The sequence below is a fragment of the Streptomyces sp. NPDC043952 genome (assembly GCF_056435325.1).
The window spans coordinates 1-15,197 of sequence record NZ_JBWKES010000014.1 but is presented as its reverse complement, the minus strand read 5'-3'; the positions used below and the strand labels follow the sequence as shown (position 1 = coordinate 15,197).

The following is a 15,197-nucleotide window of genomic DNA, read 5'->3' as shown; positions in this document are numbered from 1 at the left end:
GTATGCCGTCACTTCACCTCGTACGCGGCCATGCGCGCCCGCACCGCGGCGGAGAACAACTCCGGGCCCACCGCGTCCGAATGCGCCAGACCCTCGGGGCTCAGCCGCAGCAAGCCGGGGCCCGCCGTCCCGTCCAGCCAGCCCCGCTCGGCGAACCGGTCCAGCTCGGCGGCGAAATCGACGCCGGGCGAGCTGCCGAACCGGGCCCGGTAGCCGGCCACCGGCATGCCCTCGGCCTGGAGCAGCGACTGGAGCAGATGCCGGCGGCGGGCCTCGTCCCCCGTCATCTCCCAGCCGAAGTCCGCGTGCCGGAAACCCTCCACGGAACGAGCGGTGTACGCGTCGATGATCCCCCGTATGCGGTGCATGTCCACCGCGTAGTCGAACGAGTAGTGCAGCCGCGAGGTGTACGACCGCGCGCCGCAGCCGAGTCCGACCATGCCGTCCGTCTGGCACGCGTAGTCGCCCGCGCCGGTGTCCGGGGCGTCCGCGCGGCGGAACATGCGCATCGACACCTGCTCGTAGCCGTGCCCGAGCAGATGGTCCCGGCCGTGCCGGTACAGCCGCAGCCGCTGCTCGTCCCACTCGGCGTCGGCGGACACCGCCCGGTCCGCGTTGCCCGACGCCGCCCGCTCGCGCTGCCGGCCGAGACCGGTGCGCGGGCGCACATAGAGGGGATACAGATACAGCTCCTCCGGCCGCCAGGCGAGGGCCGCGTCCAGGGACCGGGTGAAGGACGCCTCGGTCTGCCCGTCGATGCCGTAGATCAGATCGATGTTGAGGACGGGGATCTCCACCTCGCGGATCCGGGCGAGGGCCGCCTCCACGTCCGCCCGCCGCTGCGGCCGTACGGCGGTGCGCGCCTCGGCGTCGACGAAGCTCTGCACCCCCAGGCTCAGCCGGGTGGTGCCCCGCTCGGCCAGCACCGCCAGCCGGTCGGCGCTCGCCGTGGCGGGCGAGGCCTCCACCGACAGGGGGATCGCGGTCAGATCGGCGCCCAGTGCGTGCTCGGCCAGGTCGCACAGCCGCTCCAGCTCCGCCGCCTCCAGGAACGTCGGAGTGCCGCCGCCGAAGGCCGCGTTCGCGAACCGCGCCCCCTCGCCCAGCGCCTCGCGCACCGCCGACGCCTGCCGCTCCAGCGCGTCCAGATAGGCGCCGGCCAGGCCGTCCGGCGCGCCGATCCGGGTGAAGAGGTTGCAGAATCCGCAGCGCACCTCGCAGAACGGGATGTGGAAGTAGAGCGACAGGGCGCCCTTCGGCTCGTCCGCCCACAGATCGCGCAACGACGCCTGCTCACGGGGCAGCGGGCGGTAGGCGGTCTTGTGCGGATAGGCGTAGACGTACTGCTGGTACGGGCGGACGGCGGTGGCCGTCGCGGTGGCGCTGGTCATCGGGCCTCGTCGAGGAAGAAGTGGGCGTAGGGGACGGTCCAGACGACGTCATGGCCGATGCGGTGGCCCGTGTAGCCGTCCTCGCCGTACGCGGTGCCGTGATCGGAGCAGACGATCGCGAGGCACGGGCGGCGGGCGGAGGCGGCGGCCAGCAGCCGGCCCATGTGCCGGTCCACGTACTCCAGGGCCGCCGCGTGGGACTCCCGCGTGTCGCCCGCCTCCTTGGTGGCGCCGGGCAGATGGAACCAGTTGGGCTGGTGCAGCGCCGACACGTTCACGAAGAGGAACAGCCGCTGGTCCTCGGAGAGACCGGCGACGACCTTCTCGGCGCACGCCACCTGGGCCTCGAACGAGGTGGGGGAGGCCACCCCGAACTCCGGCTCCCAGTGGCTCTCCTGGAACATCCCCGGCAGCACCGAGCCCAGCGGGCCCTGCTTGTTGAAGAAGCCCACACCGCCGATGCACACCGTGCGGTAGCCCACCGCGGCGAGCCCCGAGACCAGATCCGGCGTGTCGTACACGAAGGTGCCCGCCGCGGTGCTCTCACTGCCCGCGAAACGGGCGGCGAACAGCCGGGGATGCGGACCGGGCGCGGCCGGCGTCGGCAGGAAACCCGCGAACATCGCCTGGTGGGAGGCGTAGGTGAAACTGCCCGGCGCGTGCCGCCGCTCCCAGGCGCCGCCCGGCAGATGCCGGACCAGATTCGGGATGCGCCCGGCCGCCGCCAGCTCCTGCGCGACGTCGTAGCGCAGGGTGTCGAGCGTGACCAGCAGCAGATCGTGACTGCCCACGATCTCGGTCATATCAAGCGGGGATGTCATGGTGGTGCTCCTCGTGCTCCGGCCGCCGCAGGACGTGCTCCGGGAGTTCTCCGGCGTGGGCCGGGGTGGTACGACGTGATCCGGGAGTTCTCCGGTGTGATCCGGGTGTTGTCCGGCGTGCGCCGTGGGCTGTCCGGCGTGCGCCGGGGGTGGTGCGGCCTGATCGGGCCGCCGTGGGATGTCTTCCGCCGGCTGTACGACGGCAGCGGCCGCGGCGACCTGCGCGGCGTAGGTGTCCAGATGCTCGGCGCCGCTGCCGGGCAGGCCGGTCAGCCGGGGGAGCAGATCCCCGAAGGCGTTCACCTCGCCGACGGCGAAGCGGCGCCATCCGGTGGCCGGCAGGATGTCCACGCCGACGCAGAGCGTGCCCGGAAAACAGGCGGCCGCCCGCTCGGCCACGTCCAGGACCTCCGCGAAGTCACCGCCCGCGGCCCGGATCGCCGCGCGGGCCGCGTCCAGATCGCCGCGGGCGCCACCGAGATGCAGGTTGGTCATGGGGTGCCGGCTGGTCCGTACGACGGCATGCGTGGCGCGGCCCGCGACCACGACCACCCGCAGATCGGCCGCCCGGCCGCCCTGCGTGGCCTTCGGCAGCCAGCGCTCCACCTGGATCCCGTCCGGGACCAGCGCGTCGACCAGGGCGGCGACCTCCCGCTCCGAGGTGTAGTCGCGCACCCGCAGCGAGTTGTACAGCCGGCCGTCCCCGGTCCGCTCCACGGACGTCGTCGCCTTGACCCGGCCGGGGCCCGCCACCGTCAGCGCCATGACACCGGAGGCCGACGAGCCATGGGCCGGCTTCACGAACGCCCGCGGGAAGCGCGCCTCCTCCAGCTGCCACCGGAGCCCGTCCCAGCCGTCGAACGGGCCGGTCAGCGCCGGGGGGACCGGGACGCCCGCGGCGGCGAGCCGGGCATGGCAGCGCCGCTTGTCGAACATCACGGCGACCTCCTCGGCATCCGCGCTCGGCACCGCGCCGGCCTCGCGCGCCGCTCGCGTCAACTCCCGTACCACGGAGGTGAAACGGCGGTGCCACAGTGCCGTGCCCTCGACCCGCGTGGGATCGTCGATGCCCCGCAGGAGCCGGTCGGCCTCGGCGTTCTCACCGGGGGAGTCGATCCGCACCCACTCGCCCGGCGCGAAGCGGTACCGGCCGCGCAGCACGTCCCGCCAGGCGAGCACGCGCGGCGCCGGATGCCCCGCGGCGCGTACGGCATCGGCGAACAGGGTCGTCCGCCGGTTCTCGGGGTTGCCGACGACGGCGAACCGAAGGCCCGCGGCGTGCGCCGCACTACTCGGAGACCGCGACATAACGCCACTCCTCGTCCTGCCACCGGTGCGGCACCCGACGCTCGGACAGGTCCACCTCGGTCCCGGCGGAGCCGAGGGCCGCCTCGATCCGCTCGGCCATGGAATCGCCGAGGAAGTGGTGGTGCAGGTCGAGCCGCTTGAGATGGGTGAGCGGCTGGCCGCGCAGCAGGGCCTCCGCGCCGGCGTCGGTGAGGATGCCCATGGACAGGTTCAGCGACTCCAGCTGGGCCACGACCGGTGCCGAGGCCACGGCGGCCGCGATCTCGTCCTGTATCTCGCTGTCCTGGAGGCCGAGATGGCGCAGCGCCGGAAAGCGGCCCCCGGACAGGATGGGCGCGAGATCGGCCACCGTCGCGTCGCCGCCGTACGTCGCCACGCCGAGCCAGAGTTCCAGCCGCTCCAGGGCGGGCAGTTCGCAGGCGCCGACCGCCCGCACCACCTGGCCCGGCAGCCCGCCCGACTCGAACCGCAGCACACGCAGCGCCTCGTGCCGCACGGGCCGCAGCGACAGGACCTCCTCGCCGAGCCCCTGCGAGTCGCCGCCGCGCACGCCCAGCTCCTCCAGCAGCGGGAAGGTCTCCAGGACCGGGGTGACATCGGTGAGCTGGAGCCAGGAGATCTCGCACTCCTCGCCGGTGACGTCGGCGAGGGACAGGGCGCGCAGCGCGGGGAAGCGCCCGGCGTCGGCCAGCAGCAGCTCCAGCACCGGGCGCAGTTCGCTGTATTCGTCCTCCCACCAGGGCCCGATGACGAGCGCCCGGACCTCCGCGCTCGGCACCCGCTCCGTGAAGCTCCGCCACACCTCGGGGAACGGAATCTCCCCGGCCGCGAAGCAGTCCAGCCGCCAGGCCACCTCGCCCGGGGCCGGCAGCGGCTCCTCGCCGGGCTCGGGCAGGGTGAAGACGGGCAGTCCGTGAAGGGCCTCGCAATGATCGGCGAAGGTCATGGGGGCCTCACTCCGCGACCGCGGTGTAGCGGTGCACGACGCCGTCGTGCTCCCAGGTGTCGCCGGGCTCGGAGAGGTCGACCTCGACACCGGACGGCTCCAGTGCCGCCCTGATCCGCTCGGCGACCGGCTCGGTGACGTAGTTGTGGTGCAGGTCGAGCCGGGTGAGATGGGTGAGCGGCTGCCCGTCGAGCAGCGCGATCGCGCCCTCGTCGGTGAGCACGCCCATGGACAGGTCGAGCGAGGTCAGCTGGGCGACGACCGGGGCGCCCGCGACGGCGGCGGTGATCTCGTCCTGGATCTCGCTGTTGCGCAGGCCGAGGTGGCGCAGCGCGGGGAAGCCGCCCCCGGCCAGGACGGGCGCGAGGTCGGACACCGTCGCGTCGCCGCCGTACTCGGAGACGCCGAGCCACATGTCGAGGTGCTCCAGCGCGGGCAGTTCGCTTCCGGCGACACCGCGCACGACCTCGCCGGGCAGCCCGCCGGCCTCGAACCGCAGCGTGCGCAGGTGCTCATGGCGCACCGCGGGGAAGCGCAGCCCGGTGCCGCCGCGGATCCCGAACTCCTCCAGCAGCGGATAGGCGGTGAGGACCGGGGTGACATCGGACTGCTCGATCCAGGAGATCTCCGCCTCCTCCATCTCCAGGTCGCCGATGAACACGGCCCGCAGACCGGTCAGCCGCTCCCGGTCCTTCACCAGGCAGTTCACGACGAGCCCGGAGTCGTTGTCGTAGGCCTCGCCCCACGGGCCCACGATGATCGCGCGTATGCCGGCGGGATCGACGGTTTCCAGGAAGCGGTCCCACAGTTCCTCGAAGTCCTCGTCCGAGTCGCCGTAGGGATCGGCGGACACCCGCCACGCCACGGCACCCGCCTCCGGCAGCTCCCGCTTCGGCTCGGTCTCGAACTCGAAGGCCGGAAGCCCGTGCAGTTCCTTCAGATGCTCGACGTTCGACATGACGTGCTGGCCTCCCGAGACCGTGATCGTGCGGTGGTGCCAAGAGTTCTACCAAGCCGCACTGACAACGCGGGTGACGGGCTGTGGGAGGCCGCTCGCCAGGGGGCGTTGTCAGACCCCCCGCGTAGCGTCGTGGTCATCGGTCGGCGAGGTGCCGACGAGGAAAGGGGACACCTGTGTACCGGCAAGGAGACGTCCTGATCGTGCCCGTGGCGGAGGAGGCCGTGCCGCCCGGCACCGACCGGCTGCCGCGTCAGCCGCGGGACGCCCGAGGCAGGCTGGTGCTGGCCCTCGGCGAGGTCACCGGCCATGCGCACGCCGTCGTCGGGCCGGGCACCCTGGTCCGCGAGACCGGCCCGTTCGGCACCGCCTACCTCCATCTCCCGGAGGGCGGACGGGTGGTGCACGAGGAACACGCGGCGATACCGCTGCCCCGGGGCTGGTACCGCGTGGTGCGCCAGCGCGAGTACGTACCGGGCGCGGTCCGCGTCGTGGCGGACTGAGACGGAGGGGCGACGGTGACGGCGGGCAGTGAGGGTCCGGGGGAGCGATGGCGGTGCCCGGTCGGGGAGTTGCGGGATCCATGGCGGCGGTTGTCGGGGAAGCAGGGGGATCGATGGTTCTGGTTCGCGGGGGAGACGAGGGATCGATGGGTGAGGCCGGTGCGGGAGCCGGGGAAGTGGTGACGGCGGACAGCGGCGCGGTGACGGAGACGGTCCAGGCATGGCGGGCGGTGGTCTCGGCGACCGGCCCCGCGGATCGCGCGGCCGCCGAGGAGGGCGTGCGCCTGGCCTACCGGCTGGCGGGCCTGCCCGAGCCCGAGACCGTCGTCTGGGCGGACTCGCCCCGCGCGGGCGCGGCCCTGGCCGTCCGGCTGACGGCGGACGGCACGGCCGGCCGCGCGGTGCGCGACGCGGTACGCACCCGGCCGTGGGCGAACGCCCGCCGGCGCCTCCTCGACCGGCTGGGTCCGGCCGGCTGGGCCGGGCACTGGGCCCTGACCGGGGCCCGTCTGTGGGACGGCATGGTGATGCTGACCGATCGGATACGGACCGGGGTGGTGCCGGACGGGGCCGGTTCCGCGATCGCTTCGGTGGTGACGACGGATACCTCCGCCGGAGACTCTGCGGGAGCTGCGGAGACCTCGGCCGCCGGGGAGGCCGTCCGCCTGGTGCTCCTCGACGCCGTCCTGGGCCAGCACGACGCCGCGTGGCTGGCGGCGTTCGACGGCCAGGAAGGCGGGGAGGCACTCGCCGGGATCGCCGCGGTGGCCCGTGCCGCGGGCTGGTGGTGGCCTTACGAGAAGGTGGCGGTCGTCTGCGAACGCCCCGTGGAACTCCACCTGGACGAGGCGGGCCGACTCGACCGCGGCGACGGCCCCGCGCTCGCCTACCCCGACGGCTTCGCCCTGTACGCCTGGCGCGGCATGCCGGTCCCCGCCGAATTCCTCGACGAACTGACCGAGTTGACACCCCGGCGCATACGCGAGGAGGAGAACGCCGAACTGCGCCGGGTGATGCTGGAGCACTACGGCTACGACCGCTACCTGAAGGAGTCCGGCGCCGCGCCGGTCCAGCGGGACGAGACGGGCGTGCTCTGGCGCCTCGAACTGGACGGCGACGAGCCGCAGGTGATGGTCGAGGTCGTCAACTCCACCCCGGAACCCGACGGCACCCACCGCACCTACTGGCTCCGCGTCCCGCCCCGCACCCGCACCGCACGGGAGGGCGTCGCCTGGACCTTCGGCCTGGAGGAGACGGAGTACGCACCACTGCGCCAGACCTGAGCCGACCGCACCAGTCGCGGCCCCGGCCGCTCAGGCCGCGGCGTGGAGCGTGTGTCCCCACGCCTCGACCGTGGTGACCTCGCCGCGCCGGGCGAGGACCGCGTTGACGAGGGTGTCGTGCAGGGCGGGATCGGGGTCGGCGCAGGCGTCGGAGAGAACGGTGACCCGGTAGTCCAGGTCGGCGGCCTGAAGGGCGGTGGACAGGACGATCCCGCCGGTGGCTATGCCGGCCAGGACGAGGTGGTCGATGCCCTGTGCGGCCAGGATCTGCTGGAGGTTGTTCCCGGCGAACGCGCTGACCCGGTTCTTGTACACGACGATCTCGCCGTCCGCCGGGGCCACGTCCGGGTGGATCGCGGCACCGGGATCGTCCGGCGTGAACAGGTGCAGCGGCAGGGCACCGAAGGTCTTGTTCCGGGGGTGGGCGTCGACATGACCGGGACGCAGCTGAAGCGCCACATGGACGACCGGGACACCGGCGGCGCGGGCGGTGCGCAGGGCGCGGGCGGCACGGGGGAGGTAGTCGTCGGCCACGTGGGAGAGATGGCGGTTCTGGAGGTCCATGAGCAGCAGGGCGGTGCGGGGCATGGGGTGCCTTTCGTGCGGTCTTACGGTGGTGCGGCCGTGAGGACGTGCGGGTCGTACGGGGGTGCCGTCTTCGATCGAGGGGACCGGCGGGCTACTTCGCCGTCCGGGTGTCCGGCGCCGGCGCCCGGCCGAGCGTGCGGTCGAAGACGGTCAGCAGCAGGTAGAGCACGCCCGCGCCGAGCATGATCCAGGCGAGCTGGTGCATGCCGCCGGTGTCGATGTGCTGACCGAAGGACGCGGCGGCCGCGGAGGAGGCGACCATCGAGCCGATGTAGGCGAAGGTGCGCAGCAGCCCGGCCGAGGACGCGATCCGCTCGGGATCGGCCTGGACGTAGACGGAATTCTGGAGGGCCAGATTGTTCAGCCCCTGCGGGATGCCGAAGACCAGGGTGACCAGGAACAGCGTCCACAGCGCGCTGCCGCCGCCGAGCGTGAGCATCAGCAGGCAGGCGACAATCTGCCCCGCCGCGCCGACCAGCAGCTTCCCGCGCACGCCCGGCCACCGCCCGGAGACGATCGAGACACCGATCGCCACCAGGAACGTGGGGATCTGCACCAGCCCGGCGTGGAAGGGGGACAGCCCGTAGCCCTCTTCGGTCCACTGGCTGAAGCCGTAGAGGAAGGCGTAGGCGACGACGTACGCGACGAGCGCGCGCAGGTACGTGGTCAGGAGCGGCGTGTTGCCGCCGAAGACCCGCAGGTCGATGAAGGGGGTGGCGGCCCGCAGCTCCCGCACCGCGAACGCGGTCCCGAGAGCCGCGGCGATCACCGGCAGGTACCAGTTGTGCGGATGCGGGTTCATCAGGAACAGCAGCAGAGCGGTGAGCGTCGCGGCGAACAGGGCCATGCCGGGCAGGTCGAGCTGGGCGGCCAGGCCGCCGCGCCGGTCCGGTGAATCACCTGGTGCGGCGGCCGGCTTGGGCAGCCAGAGCAGGCCCAGCACCACGGAGGCGACGGACAGCGGCACGTTCAGCGCGAAAGTGGCCCGCCAGCCGCCCACCGCGATCAAGAGGCCGCCGAGCAGCGGTCCGATGACCGCGATGGTCTGGTTGGCGACGGCCAGCGCGGTCAGCACGCCACCGGGACTGTCCCGCCCGGTGCGCTCGGCCTCGCTGCGCACCAGGGCCATCGCGGCGGGATAACCCGAGCAGGTGCCGAATCCGAGCAGGACACGGGCGACGATCAGCACCGCCATGTTCGGGGCCAGGGTGCCGACGACACCGGCGACTCCGACGAGGCTGGTGCCGGCCAGGAAGAGCCTGCGCGGCCCGAAGAGGTCGATGAGCCGGCCCACGACCGGTTGCCCGAGCGAGGTGGCCAGATAGAGGGCGGAGACCAGCCACGCGGTCTGCGAGGCCGGCGCGCCCAGGGCCTTGCCGATGGGGACGAGCGCGACGGAGATGATGGTGGAGTTGACCGGGTTCAGGATCGAGCCCAGCATCATCGGCGGCAGCAACCGCCGGTCGAAACCGGGCTGGTCCGTCTCCCGTATCGCCCCCGGCTCCGTGTCAGTCATGGGTCAGCCGCTCCAGTACGGCCATGGCGGCGATCACAGTGCGGCGTTCCTCTTCCGTGCACCGGTCCTGCAACCGGCCGGCGAGCCACTCCGTGCGGGCCTGCCGCCCCTGCTCGACCCGGCGCCGGCCGGCCGCGGTCAGCTCGATCAGCAGGCGCCGCCCGTCGTCGGGGTCGTGGGCGCGCTCCACCAGCCCCAGCGCGACGAGCGAGGCGACCATCGCCGTCATCGACTGGTGCCGTACCCCCTCGGCCGCGGCCAGCTCACTCGCCGTGACCCCGCCCTTGTCGGCGAGCCGTGCCAGTACGGACGCCTGCCCCAGCGTGATGTCCTCGGCCTCGGAAGCCTTCAGGATGCGCCGCCGCAACCGGCTGATCACCGCGCGGACCTCACGCGACGCCTCGACCGCCGACGGCGACAGGCTCGGATTCTCACTCATGCCCCGCATCCTAATCTGTACAGCTTCACCTGTACAGTTTCAGCTGCATGGCCATCGCGGAAAGCACGGCTGCAGGGGGAGCGCGGCTCTCGGTGAAAGGGAGACCTAGTAGGACTTCCTGGCCAGCCCCGCCGCGATGAGTTGCTCCCAGACTGTCGGTACCCGTGACTCCTCGCCGGGGTCGGGGCGCCACTGGACGGCGGGGACGATGCCCGGCTCCTGGAGGCTCAAGACGCCGAAGAGCGCGTGGAGTTCGGCGTCCGTGCGCCAGCGGCCGCGGCCGAAGGTGCCGATGAGTTTGGCCTGGGCGGCCTCGGTCTCCTCGTTGTGGCCGGAGCGGAAGTGGGAGATGAAGACGTGGCTGCCGGGTGCGATCCGGTCGGCCCAGTAGCGGACGATTCCGGCCGGGTCCTCGTCGTCGTTGAGATGGTGCAGGACGGCGCTGAGGATGACGCCGACCGGTTGCCCGAAGTCGATCAGCCGCTCGGTTTCCGGGTGGTGGAGGATGGCGTCGGGGGTGCGGACGTCGCCCTGGACGACGGTGGTCGACTCGTTCTCCGCCAGCAGCGCCCGGCCGTGCGCGAGGACGGTCGGGTCCGTGTCGACGTAGACGACGGCCGCTCCGGGCTGGTGGCGCTGGGCGATCTGATGCACGTTGTCGGCGGTCGGCAGCCCGCTGCCCAGGTCGATGAACTGCCGGATGCCGGTACGCGCGAGGGCCCGGACCGCGCGGATCAGCGCCCCCCGGTTGGTGTGGGCGATGGCGACCGACCCCGGCAGGTTCACCTTGAAGTGGTCGCCGATCTCCCTGTCGACGGGGTAGTTGTCCTGACCGCCGAGCAGGTAGTCGTACACCCGAGCGATGCTCGGTGTCCGTCCGACTTCGTCCGCCGCCATGTCAACATCCTTTCTCCGGAACGATGTTGGCGTCATCGTAGGGAGCAGCCGAGCCGGATGTGCGCCCTTCGCCCCGGTGTGCCCGGCCGTGGGTGGACGTAGGCGGACGCGGGCGGAGGCCGGTCCGCTCGTCGGGGATCACCCCCGTCCGGGAGCGGGGGACACCCGCCGTATCGTTGCCTCGCATGTGGCCAGGAGAGCAGCCACCGGGGGGCGGACAGAACCCGCAGCAGCCCCCGGTCAAACATCAGCCGAACCCGTATCAGCAGCCCGGCTACCACCAGCCGAACCCCTACCGGCAGCCCCAGCCCTGGAACGCCCAGCCGGGCGGCGCGCCCGTGCCGTCGCCGACGGGCGGTGGTGGCGGCCGGGACCGTACCAAGGTCGTCGCCGTCATCGCCGCCGCGGCCGTCGTCGTGGCCGCGGGCGTCACCGGCTTCCTGCTCCTCGGCGGCGACAAGCACGACCGGGTGGATCCGGGCCCCACGGCCACCGCGGCGCCGCACCAGAGCACCGCCAACCCGCGCAGCCCCGACGGCCGTACCGCCACGGTCAAGGGCTGGAAAGTCGTCACCAACCCGGCCCAGGGCATCGCCTTCGACGTCCCCCCGCAGTGGAAGCTCCAGACCCCCGACTGGGTCACCTACGTCTCCAAGAACGACGACCCCGACGACAAGCCGCTCATCGGGGTCCAGGCTCCCGCCTCCCTCCAGCTCACGTGGTGTTCCGCGGACACGGACAGGAACGGCACCGTGGACGACACCGCCCTGGCCACCGCGGGCAGCAGACGGAACAACGGGGCCCGCAGCACCAGGGAGATAGCCGGCACCGACCCGAGGACCTGGGTCTACGGCGCCTACACCCAGCCCGACGAGACCAAGGTGAAGTCCGGCACCGTCGAACCCTTCACCACCGCCTCGGGACTCAAGGGCGACCTGGGCAGCGCCTGGTCCGAGGGGGTGAAGAAGTCGCAGAAGTGCGTGACGGACGGCAAGGCCTGGACCTTCGCCTTCCAGAACGCCCAGGGCGACCTGGTCTCCTGGTCCTTCTTCGGTGCCAAGGGCGTCCCCGGCGAGGTGACGGACGCGACGGTACGAAAGATCGCCGCCACGGTGCGTCTCTACAAGCCGCCGTCCGACTCCTGACACTTCACGCTGCGGCACTGCACTACCGCGGCCCGACATCGCGCCGCGCACCACCCCGCAGTGCCCCCCCGCACCGGGCCCCCGCACCGGACCCCCCCGCACCGCCCCGGCGCGGCCCGCCTCCGCGAACGGCCGTTCCGGGGTGGTAACCCCCCTGGCCCGACCGGGGGACAGCCACCGGAAGGTCCGGTGGCTGGCAGGCTGTCTCGGGCGGACGGCCGTCGGGAGACTCGATGGCATGACGATTTCCACCGACGCATCCGTGGTCACGGGACCACCTGCCGCCCGTCCCCGCACCTCCCCGCCCCGGCCCGGCAGCGACTTCGCCGGACTCTCCCAGCGCATCACCGAGGCGGGTCTGCTGAAGCGGCGCCCCGGTTACTACACGGTGCGCCTCGGCCTGGTGATCGCGCTGCTGGCGGCAGGCTGGGGGACGTTCGTCGCGCTCGGCGACACCTGGTGGCAGCTCGCGGTCGCCGCCTTCCTCGCCCTGGCGTTCGGCCAAGTCGCCCTGGTCGCCCACGACCTGGCCCACCGGCAGGTCTTCCGACGCCGCCGGCCGAGCGAGATCTGGGGCCGGATCTTCGGCAACCTCGGCATCGGCATGAGCTACGGCTGGTGGATGAACAAGCACACCCGCCACCACGCCAACCCCAACCACGAGGAACTCGACCCCGACGTCGCCCCGGACATCCTGGTGTGGTCCACCGGCCAAGCCCGCGAAAGCCGGGGCGTGGCCCGCATCATCGGCGGCCACCAGGCGTTCCTGTTCTTCCCGCTGCTGACACTGGAGGGCTTCAACCTGCATGTCGCCAGCGCCCGCGCGCTGCGCTCGCCGTGGATGAAGCACCGCCTGCTGGAGGGCTCCCTGCTCTTTCTGCACATAGCGGCCTACCTGTCGGCCCTGTTCCTGGTGCTCTCCCCCGGAAAGGCGATCGCGTTCCTCGCCGTGCACCAGTGCCTGTTCGGCGTCTACCTCGGCTGCACCTTCGCACCGAACCACAAGGGCATGCCGACCCTCACCGGGGACGAACGGCCCGACTTCCTGCGCCGCCAGGTGCTCACCTCCCGCAATGTGCGCGGCGGCCTGCTCACCGACGTGATGCTCGGCGGCCTCAACTACCAGATCGAGCACCACCTCTTCCCGAGCATGCCCACGCCCCATCTGCGCCGGGCCCAGGCCGTCGTGCGGGCCTACTGCGCGGAGATAGGCGTGCCGTACCACGAGACCGGACTGATCCGGTCCTACCGCGAGGCGCTCACCCATATGCACCGGGTGGGGGAACCGATCAGGCGGCAGCGCAGGACGGCGTCCTGACGTACGGCCCCCCTGGGCCACCCGCAGCCGGAGCGCGGCCAGGCAGCCGGCCTCCCTGAAGCGGTTGACGCTGCCCGGTCGAGCTGATGTACGGTCCACTCGTTCCACCGCTGGTGAGGGACGTGCCGTGTCCGGTGTCGCCCGACCTGCCGTACCACCGTCGAGGAGACCCGCATGTTCATCCAGCCCTGGGACGCCGGTCTGGACGACGCCGAATGGCAGACCTGGATCGCCGACGGCCACGACTTCGGACACCTCTGCGTCAACGGTCTGCCCGGTGAGGCACCCGTCGTCGTCCCCACCCACTTCGTCACCGACGGCAACCGGCTGCTGATCCACCTCGCCCGGCCCAACCCGGTCTGGAAGGCGATCGAGCACGATCCGAACGTCACCTTCGGCGTCAGCGGCGACTACGCGTTCATCCCCGGCCCCTGGCGCGCCGCACCGGGCATCCCGCCCACCGACGGCGTGCCGACCAGCTACTACGCGGCCGTCCAGTTCACCTGCCGCGCCCACATCATCGACGACCCCGAGGCCAAGGCCGAGCTGCTCCGCCGCCAGCTGGCGCACTTCCAGCCCGACGGCGACCACGCCGGCGTCGAAGTCGACCAGCCGCCCTACGGCCGGATGCTGCCGGGCATCCGGGGCCTGATACTCGACGTGGTCGAAGTGCGGGCCAAGTTCAAGTACGACAACCAGAAGCCCGTGGAACTGCGCACCACGGTCGCCGACCGCCTCACCGAACGCTGCGAGGGCCTCGACGTACCCACGGCCCGCCAGCAACTGCGCCGCGTGGACCGGATCGGCACCTGGACGCCCTGACACCCCTTCCCGCGGACCACGGCTCGGCGCCCCACTCGGGCGCCGAGCCGGCCGCCGCGGTGAGTTCGCCCGATCGCCGTCCTCTCCGCAGAATGGTGCTGTATCCGACCTGCCACGCGGGCCTCACCGCCGTACGGGCCGCGGCCCGGTCTCCGTGAGGCGAGCGGCCCCGTATCCGGGAGGCGACATGCACCACCGCACGGTCGAGGAACTCATGACCCGCGACGTCGTCCGGGCGCGGCGTGACACCTCGTTCAAGGAACTCGCGAGGTTGCTGGAGGACAACGACATCTCCGCCGTACCCGTGGTGGACGAGATGGACCGTCCGCTGGGTGTGGTGTCCGAGGCCGACCTGCTGCGCAAGAGCGCCGACCAGGCCGACCCCTCGGGCCTGACTCCCGTCCCGAACCTGGAGGCATGGGAGCGGGCCAAGGCCGAGGGCGCCCGTGCCGAGGAGTTGATGTCCGCGCCCGCGGTGTGCGCACGGCCCGAGTGGACCGTGGTCGAGGCCGCGCGCCTCATGGAGATCCAGCACGTCAAACGCCTGCCCGTGGTGGACGAGGCGGACCGGCTCGTGGGCATCGTCAGCCGTCCCGACCTGCTGCGGATCTTCCTGCGCCGCGACGAGGCCATCCGCGAGGAGATCAACCGGGACCTTCTGCGGAACACGCTGCTGCTGGACCCCCGCGAGGTGACGGCGGATGTGCGCGACGGCCGGGTCACCCTCGCCGGCATCGTGGAGTTCAAGAGCCAGATCCCCGTCGTCGAGCAGCTGTGCCGCGGGGTCGACGGCGTGGTCTCGGTGTCCGGGGACCTCACCTACCGTACGGACGACGCTCGGAACGCGCCCGGCGCATGAGCGCACGGGGCCGGATTCCTCGCCGGGCGGGGCCATGGGTCCCTCCGCGCCCTGCATCCGCGCCCGGAACCTTGTCGGGCACCCCGTCCGGCGCCGGAATACTGCCCGCCATGACAGCCACTCCCGACGACCCGACGGGCCCCTTCTCCCGCATCAAGGTGCGCACAAGAGCCCTCGTCTTCTGCGGGCACGAGGTCGCCCTCATCCGCCGCGACCGCGCCGACTCCGTCCGCTACACCCCGCCCGGCGGCAACGTCGAGCACGGCGAGGGCCTCCGCGAGGCGCTGCGCCGGGAACTCGCCGAGGAACTAGCGCGTGTCTCTTTAGCCGGTAAGTCAGTTGATCGGGTGTGTCTGTACGATTAGTGATCACTGATGCGATGTGGGACCGGATCGAGCCGTTG

General features: G+C 72.2%; 15 protein-coding genes and 1 pseudogene. 7 read left to right on the top strand and 9 right to left on the bottom strand.

Going from position 1 to position 15,197, the window contains the following annotated elements:
- Positions 1–8: 8 nt before the first annotated feature.
- The 5 genes and pseudogenes from AC069R_RS17925 to AC069R_RS17905 form a co-directional block, all read right to left on the bottom strand.
- Complete coding sequence (locus tag AC069R_RS17925; protein WP_478767743.1) at positions 9–1,391, bottom strand: STM4012 family radical SAM protein; 1,383 nt, start codon at positions 1,389–1,391, stop codon at positions 9–11.
- Positions 1,388–2,194 (bottom strand): STM4013/SEN3800 family hydrolase, encoded by an 807-nt coding sequence (locus AC069R_RS17920; RefSeq protein ID WP_478767891.1) that lies wholly within the window; start codon positions 2,192–2,194, stop codon positions 1,388–1,390. Before AC069R_RS17920 ends, AC069R_RS17925 begins: the two co-directional genes overlap by 4 nt.
- A 228-nt stretch (positions 2,195–2,422) precedes the next feature.
- Positions 2,423–3,520 (bottom strand): annotated as a pseudogene (locus tag AC069R_RS17915) (STM4014 family protein); the annotation flags it as partial.
- Positions 3,501–4,466: an STM4015 family protein gene (locus AC069R_RS17910; protein WP_478767742.1), complete on the bottom strand. Its 966-nt coding sequence runs from the start codon at positions 4,464–4,466 to the stop codon at positions 3,501–3,503. The gene AC069R_RS17910 and the pseudogene AC069R_RS17915, both read right to left, overlap by 20 nt.
- Positions 4,467–4,473: 7 nt before the next feature.
- Entirely contained in the window at positions 4,474–5,424 is a 951-nt protein-coding gene (locus AC069R_RS17905; RefSeq protein ID WP_478767741.1) for an STM4015 family protein, read from the bottom strand.
- A 176-nt stretch (positions 5,425–5,600) separates the two neighbouring features.
- On the opposite strand from AC069R_RS17905, the gene AC069R_RS17900 reads away from it, so the two are divergent.
- Together AC069R_RS17900 and AC069R_RS17895 are read left to right on the top strand one after the other, a co-directional pair.
- Positions 5,601–5,927, top strand: a complete 327-nt coding sequence (locus tag AC069R_RS17900) for a hypothetical protein (RefSeq protein WP_478767740.1) — start codon at positions 5,601–5,603, stop codon at positions 5,925–5,927.
- A gap of 146 nt (positions 5,928–6,073) precedes the next feature.
- On the top strand, positions 6,074–7,210 hold the full coding sequence (locus tag AC069R_RS17895) for a DUF6745 domain-containing protein (protein ID WP_478767739.1): 1,137 nt from the start codon (positions 6,074–6,076) through the stop codon (positions 7,208–7,210).
- Between the two features lie 30 nt (positions 7,211–7,240).
- Here the strand turns inward: AC069R_RS17895 and AC069R_RS17890 are convergent, their stop codons facing one another.
- The 4 genes from AC069R_RS17890 to AC069R_RS17875 all read right to left on the bottom strand — a co-directional run bounded on the left by AC069R_RS17890 (position 7,241) and on the right by AC069R_RS17875 (position 10,650).
- A complete protein-coding gene (locus tag AC069R_RS17890; RefSeq protein ID WP_397988051.1) occupies positions 7,241–7,798 on the bottom strand; it encodes a cysteine hydrolase family protein in 558 nt (185 codons plus the stop codon).
- 91 nt (positions 7,799–7,889) lie between these two features.
- On the bottom strand, positions 7,890–9,314 hold the full coding sequence (locus AC069R_RS17885) for an MFS transporter (protein ID WP_478767738.1): 1,425 nt from the start codon (positions 9,312–9,314) through the stop codon (positions 7,890–7,892).
- Positions 9,307–9,753 carry a MarR family winged helix-turn-helix transcriptional regulator gene (locus AC069R_RS17880; protein WP_478767737.1) on the bottom strand — a complete coding sequence of 149 codons (447 nt, stop codon included), beginning with the start codon at positions 9,751–9,753 and terminating at the stop codon, positions 9,307–9,309. The genes AC069R_RS17885 and AC069R_RS17880 overlap by 8 nt, the downstream gene beginning before the upstream one ends.
- Positions 9,754–9,858: 105 nt before the next feature.
- A complete protein-coding gene (locus tag AC069R_RS17875) occupies positions 9,859–10,650 on the bottom strand; it encodes an SAM-dependent methyltransferase (RefSeq protein ID WP_478767736.1) in 792 nt (263 codons plus the stop codon).
- A gap of 185 nt (positions 10,651–10,835) precedes the next feature.
- On the opposite strand from AC069R_RS17875, the gene AC069R_RS17870 reads away from it, so the two are divergent.
- The 5 genes from AC069R_RS17870 (at position 10,836) to AC069R_RS17850 (ending at position 15,159) form a co-directional block, all read left to right on the top strand.
- Complete coding sequence (locus AC069R_RS17870) at positions 10,836–11,795, top strand: DUF8017 domain-containing protein (protein ID WP_478767735.1); 960 nt, start codon at positions 10,836–10,838, stop codon at positions 11,793–11,795.
- A gap of 238 nt (positions 11,796–12,033) precedes the next feature.
- On the top strand, positions 12,034–13,113 hold the full coding sequence (locus tag AC069R_RS17865) for a fatty acid desaturase family protein (RefSeq protein WP_478767734.1): 1,080 nt from the start codon (positions 12,034–12,036) through the stop codon (positions 13,111–13,113).
- A 174-nt stretch (positions 13,114–13,287) separates the two neighbouring features.
- Complete coding sequence (locus tag AC069R_RS17860) at positions 13,288–13,935, top strand: FMN-binding negative transcriptional regulator (protein WP_478767733.1); 648 nt, start codon at positions 13,288–13,290, stop codon at positions 13,933–13,935.
- Between the two features lie 187 nt (positions 13,936–14,122).
- Entirely contained in the window at positions 14,123–14,794 is a 672-nt protein-coding gene (locus AC069R_RS17855; protein WP_478767732.1) for a CBS domain-containing protein, read from the top strand.
- Positions 14,795–14,904: 110 nt separating this feature from the next.
- The gene (locus AC069R_RS17850; protein ID WP_478767731.1) at positions 14,905–15,159 is read left to right on the top strand and encodes an NUDIX domain-containing protein; all 255 of its coding nucleotides are present in this window, start codon (positions 14,905–14,907) and stop codon (positions 15,157–15,159) included.
- The last annotated feature ends 38 nt before the right edge of the window (positions 15,160–15,197 follow it).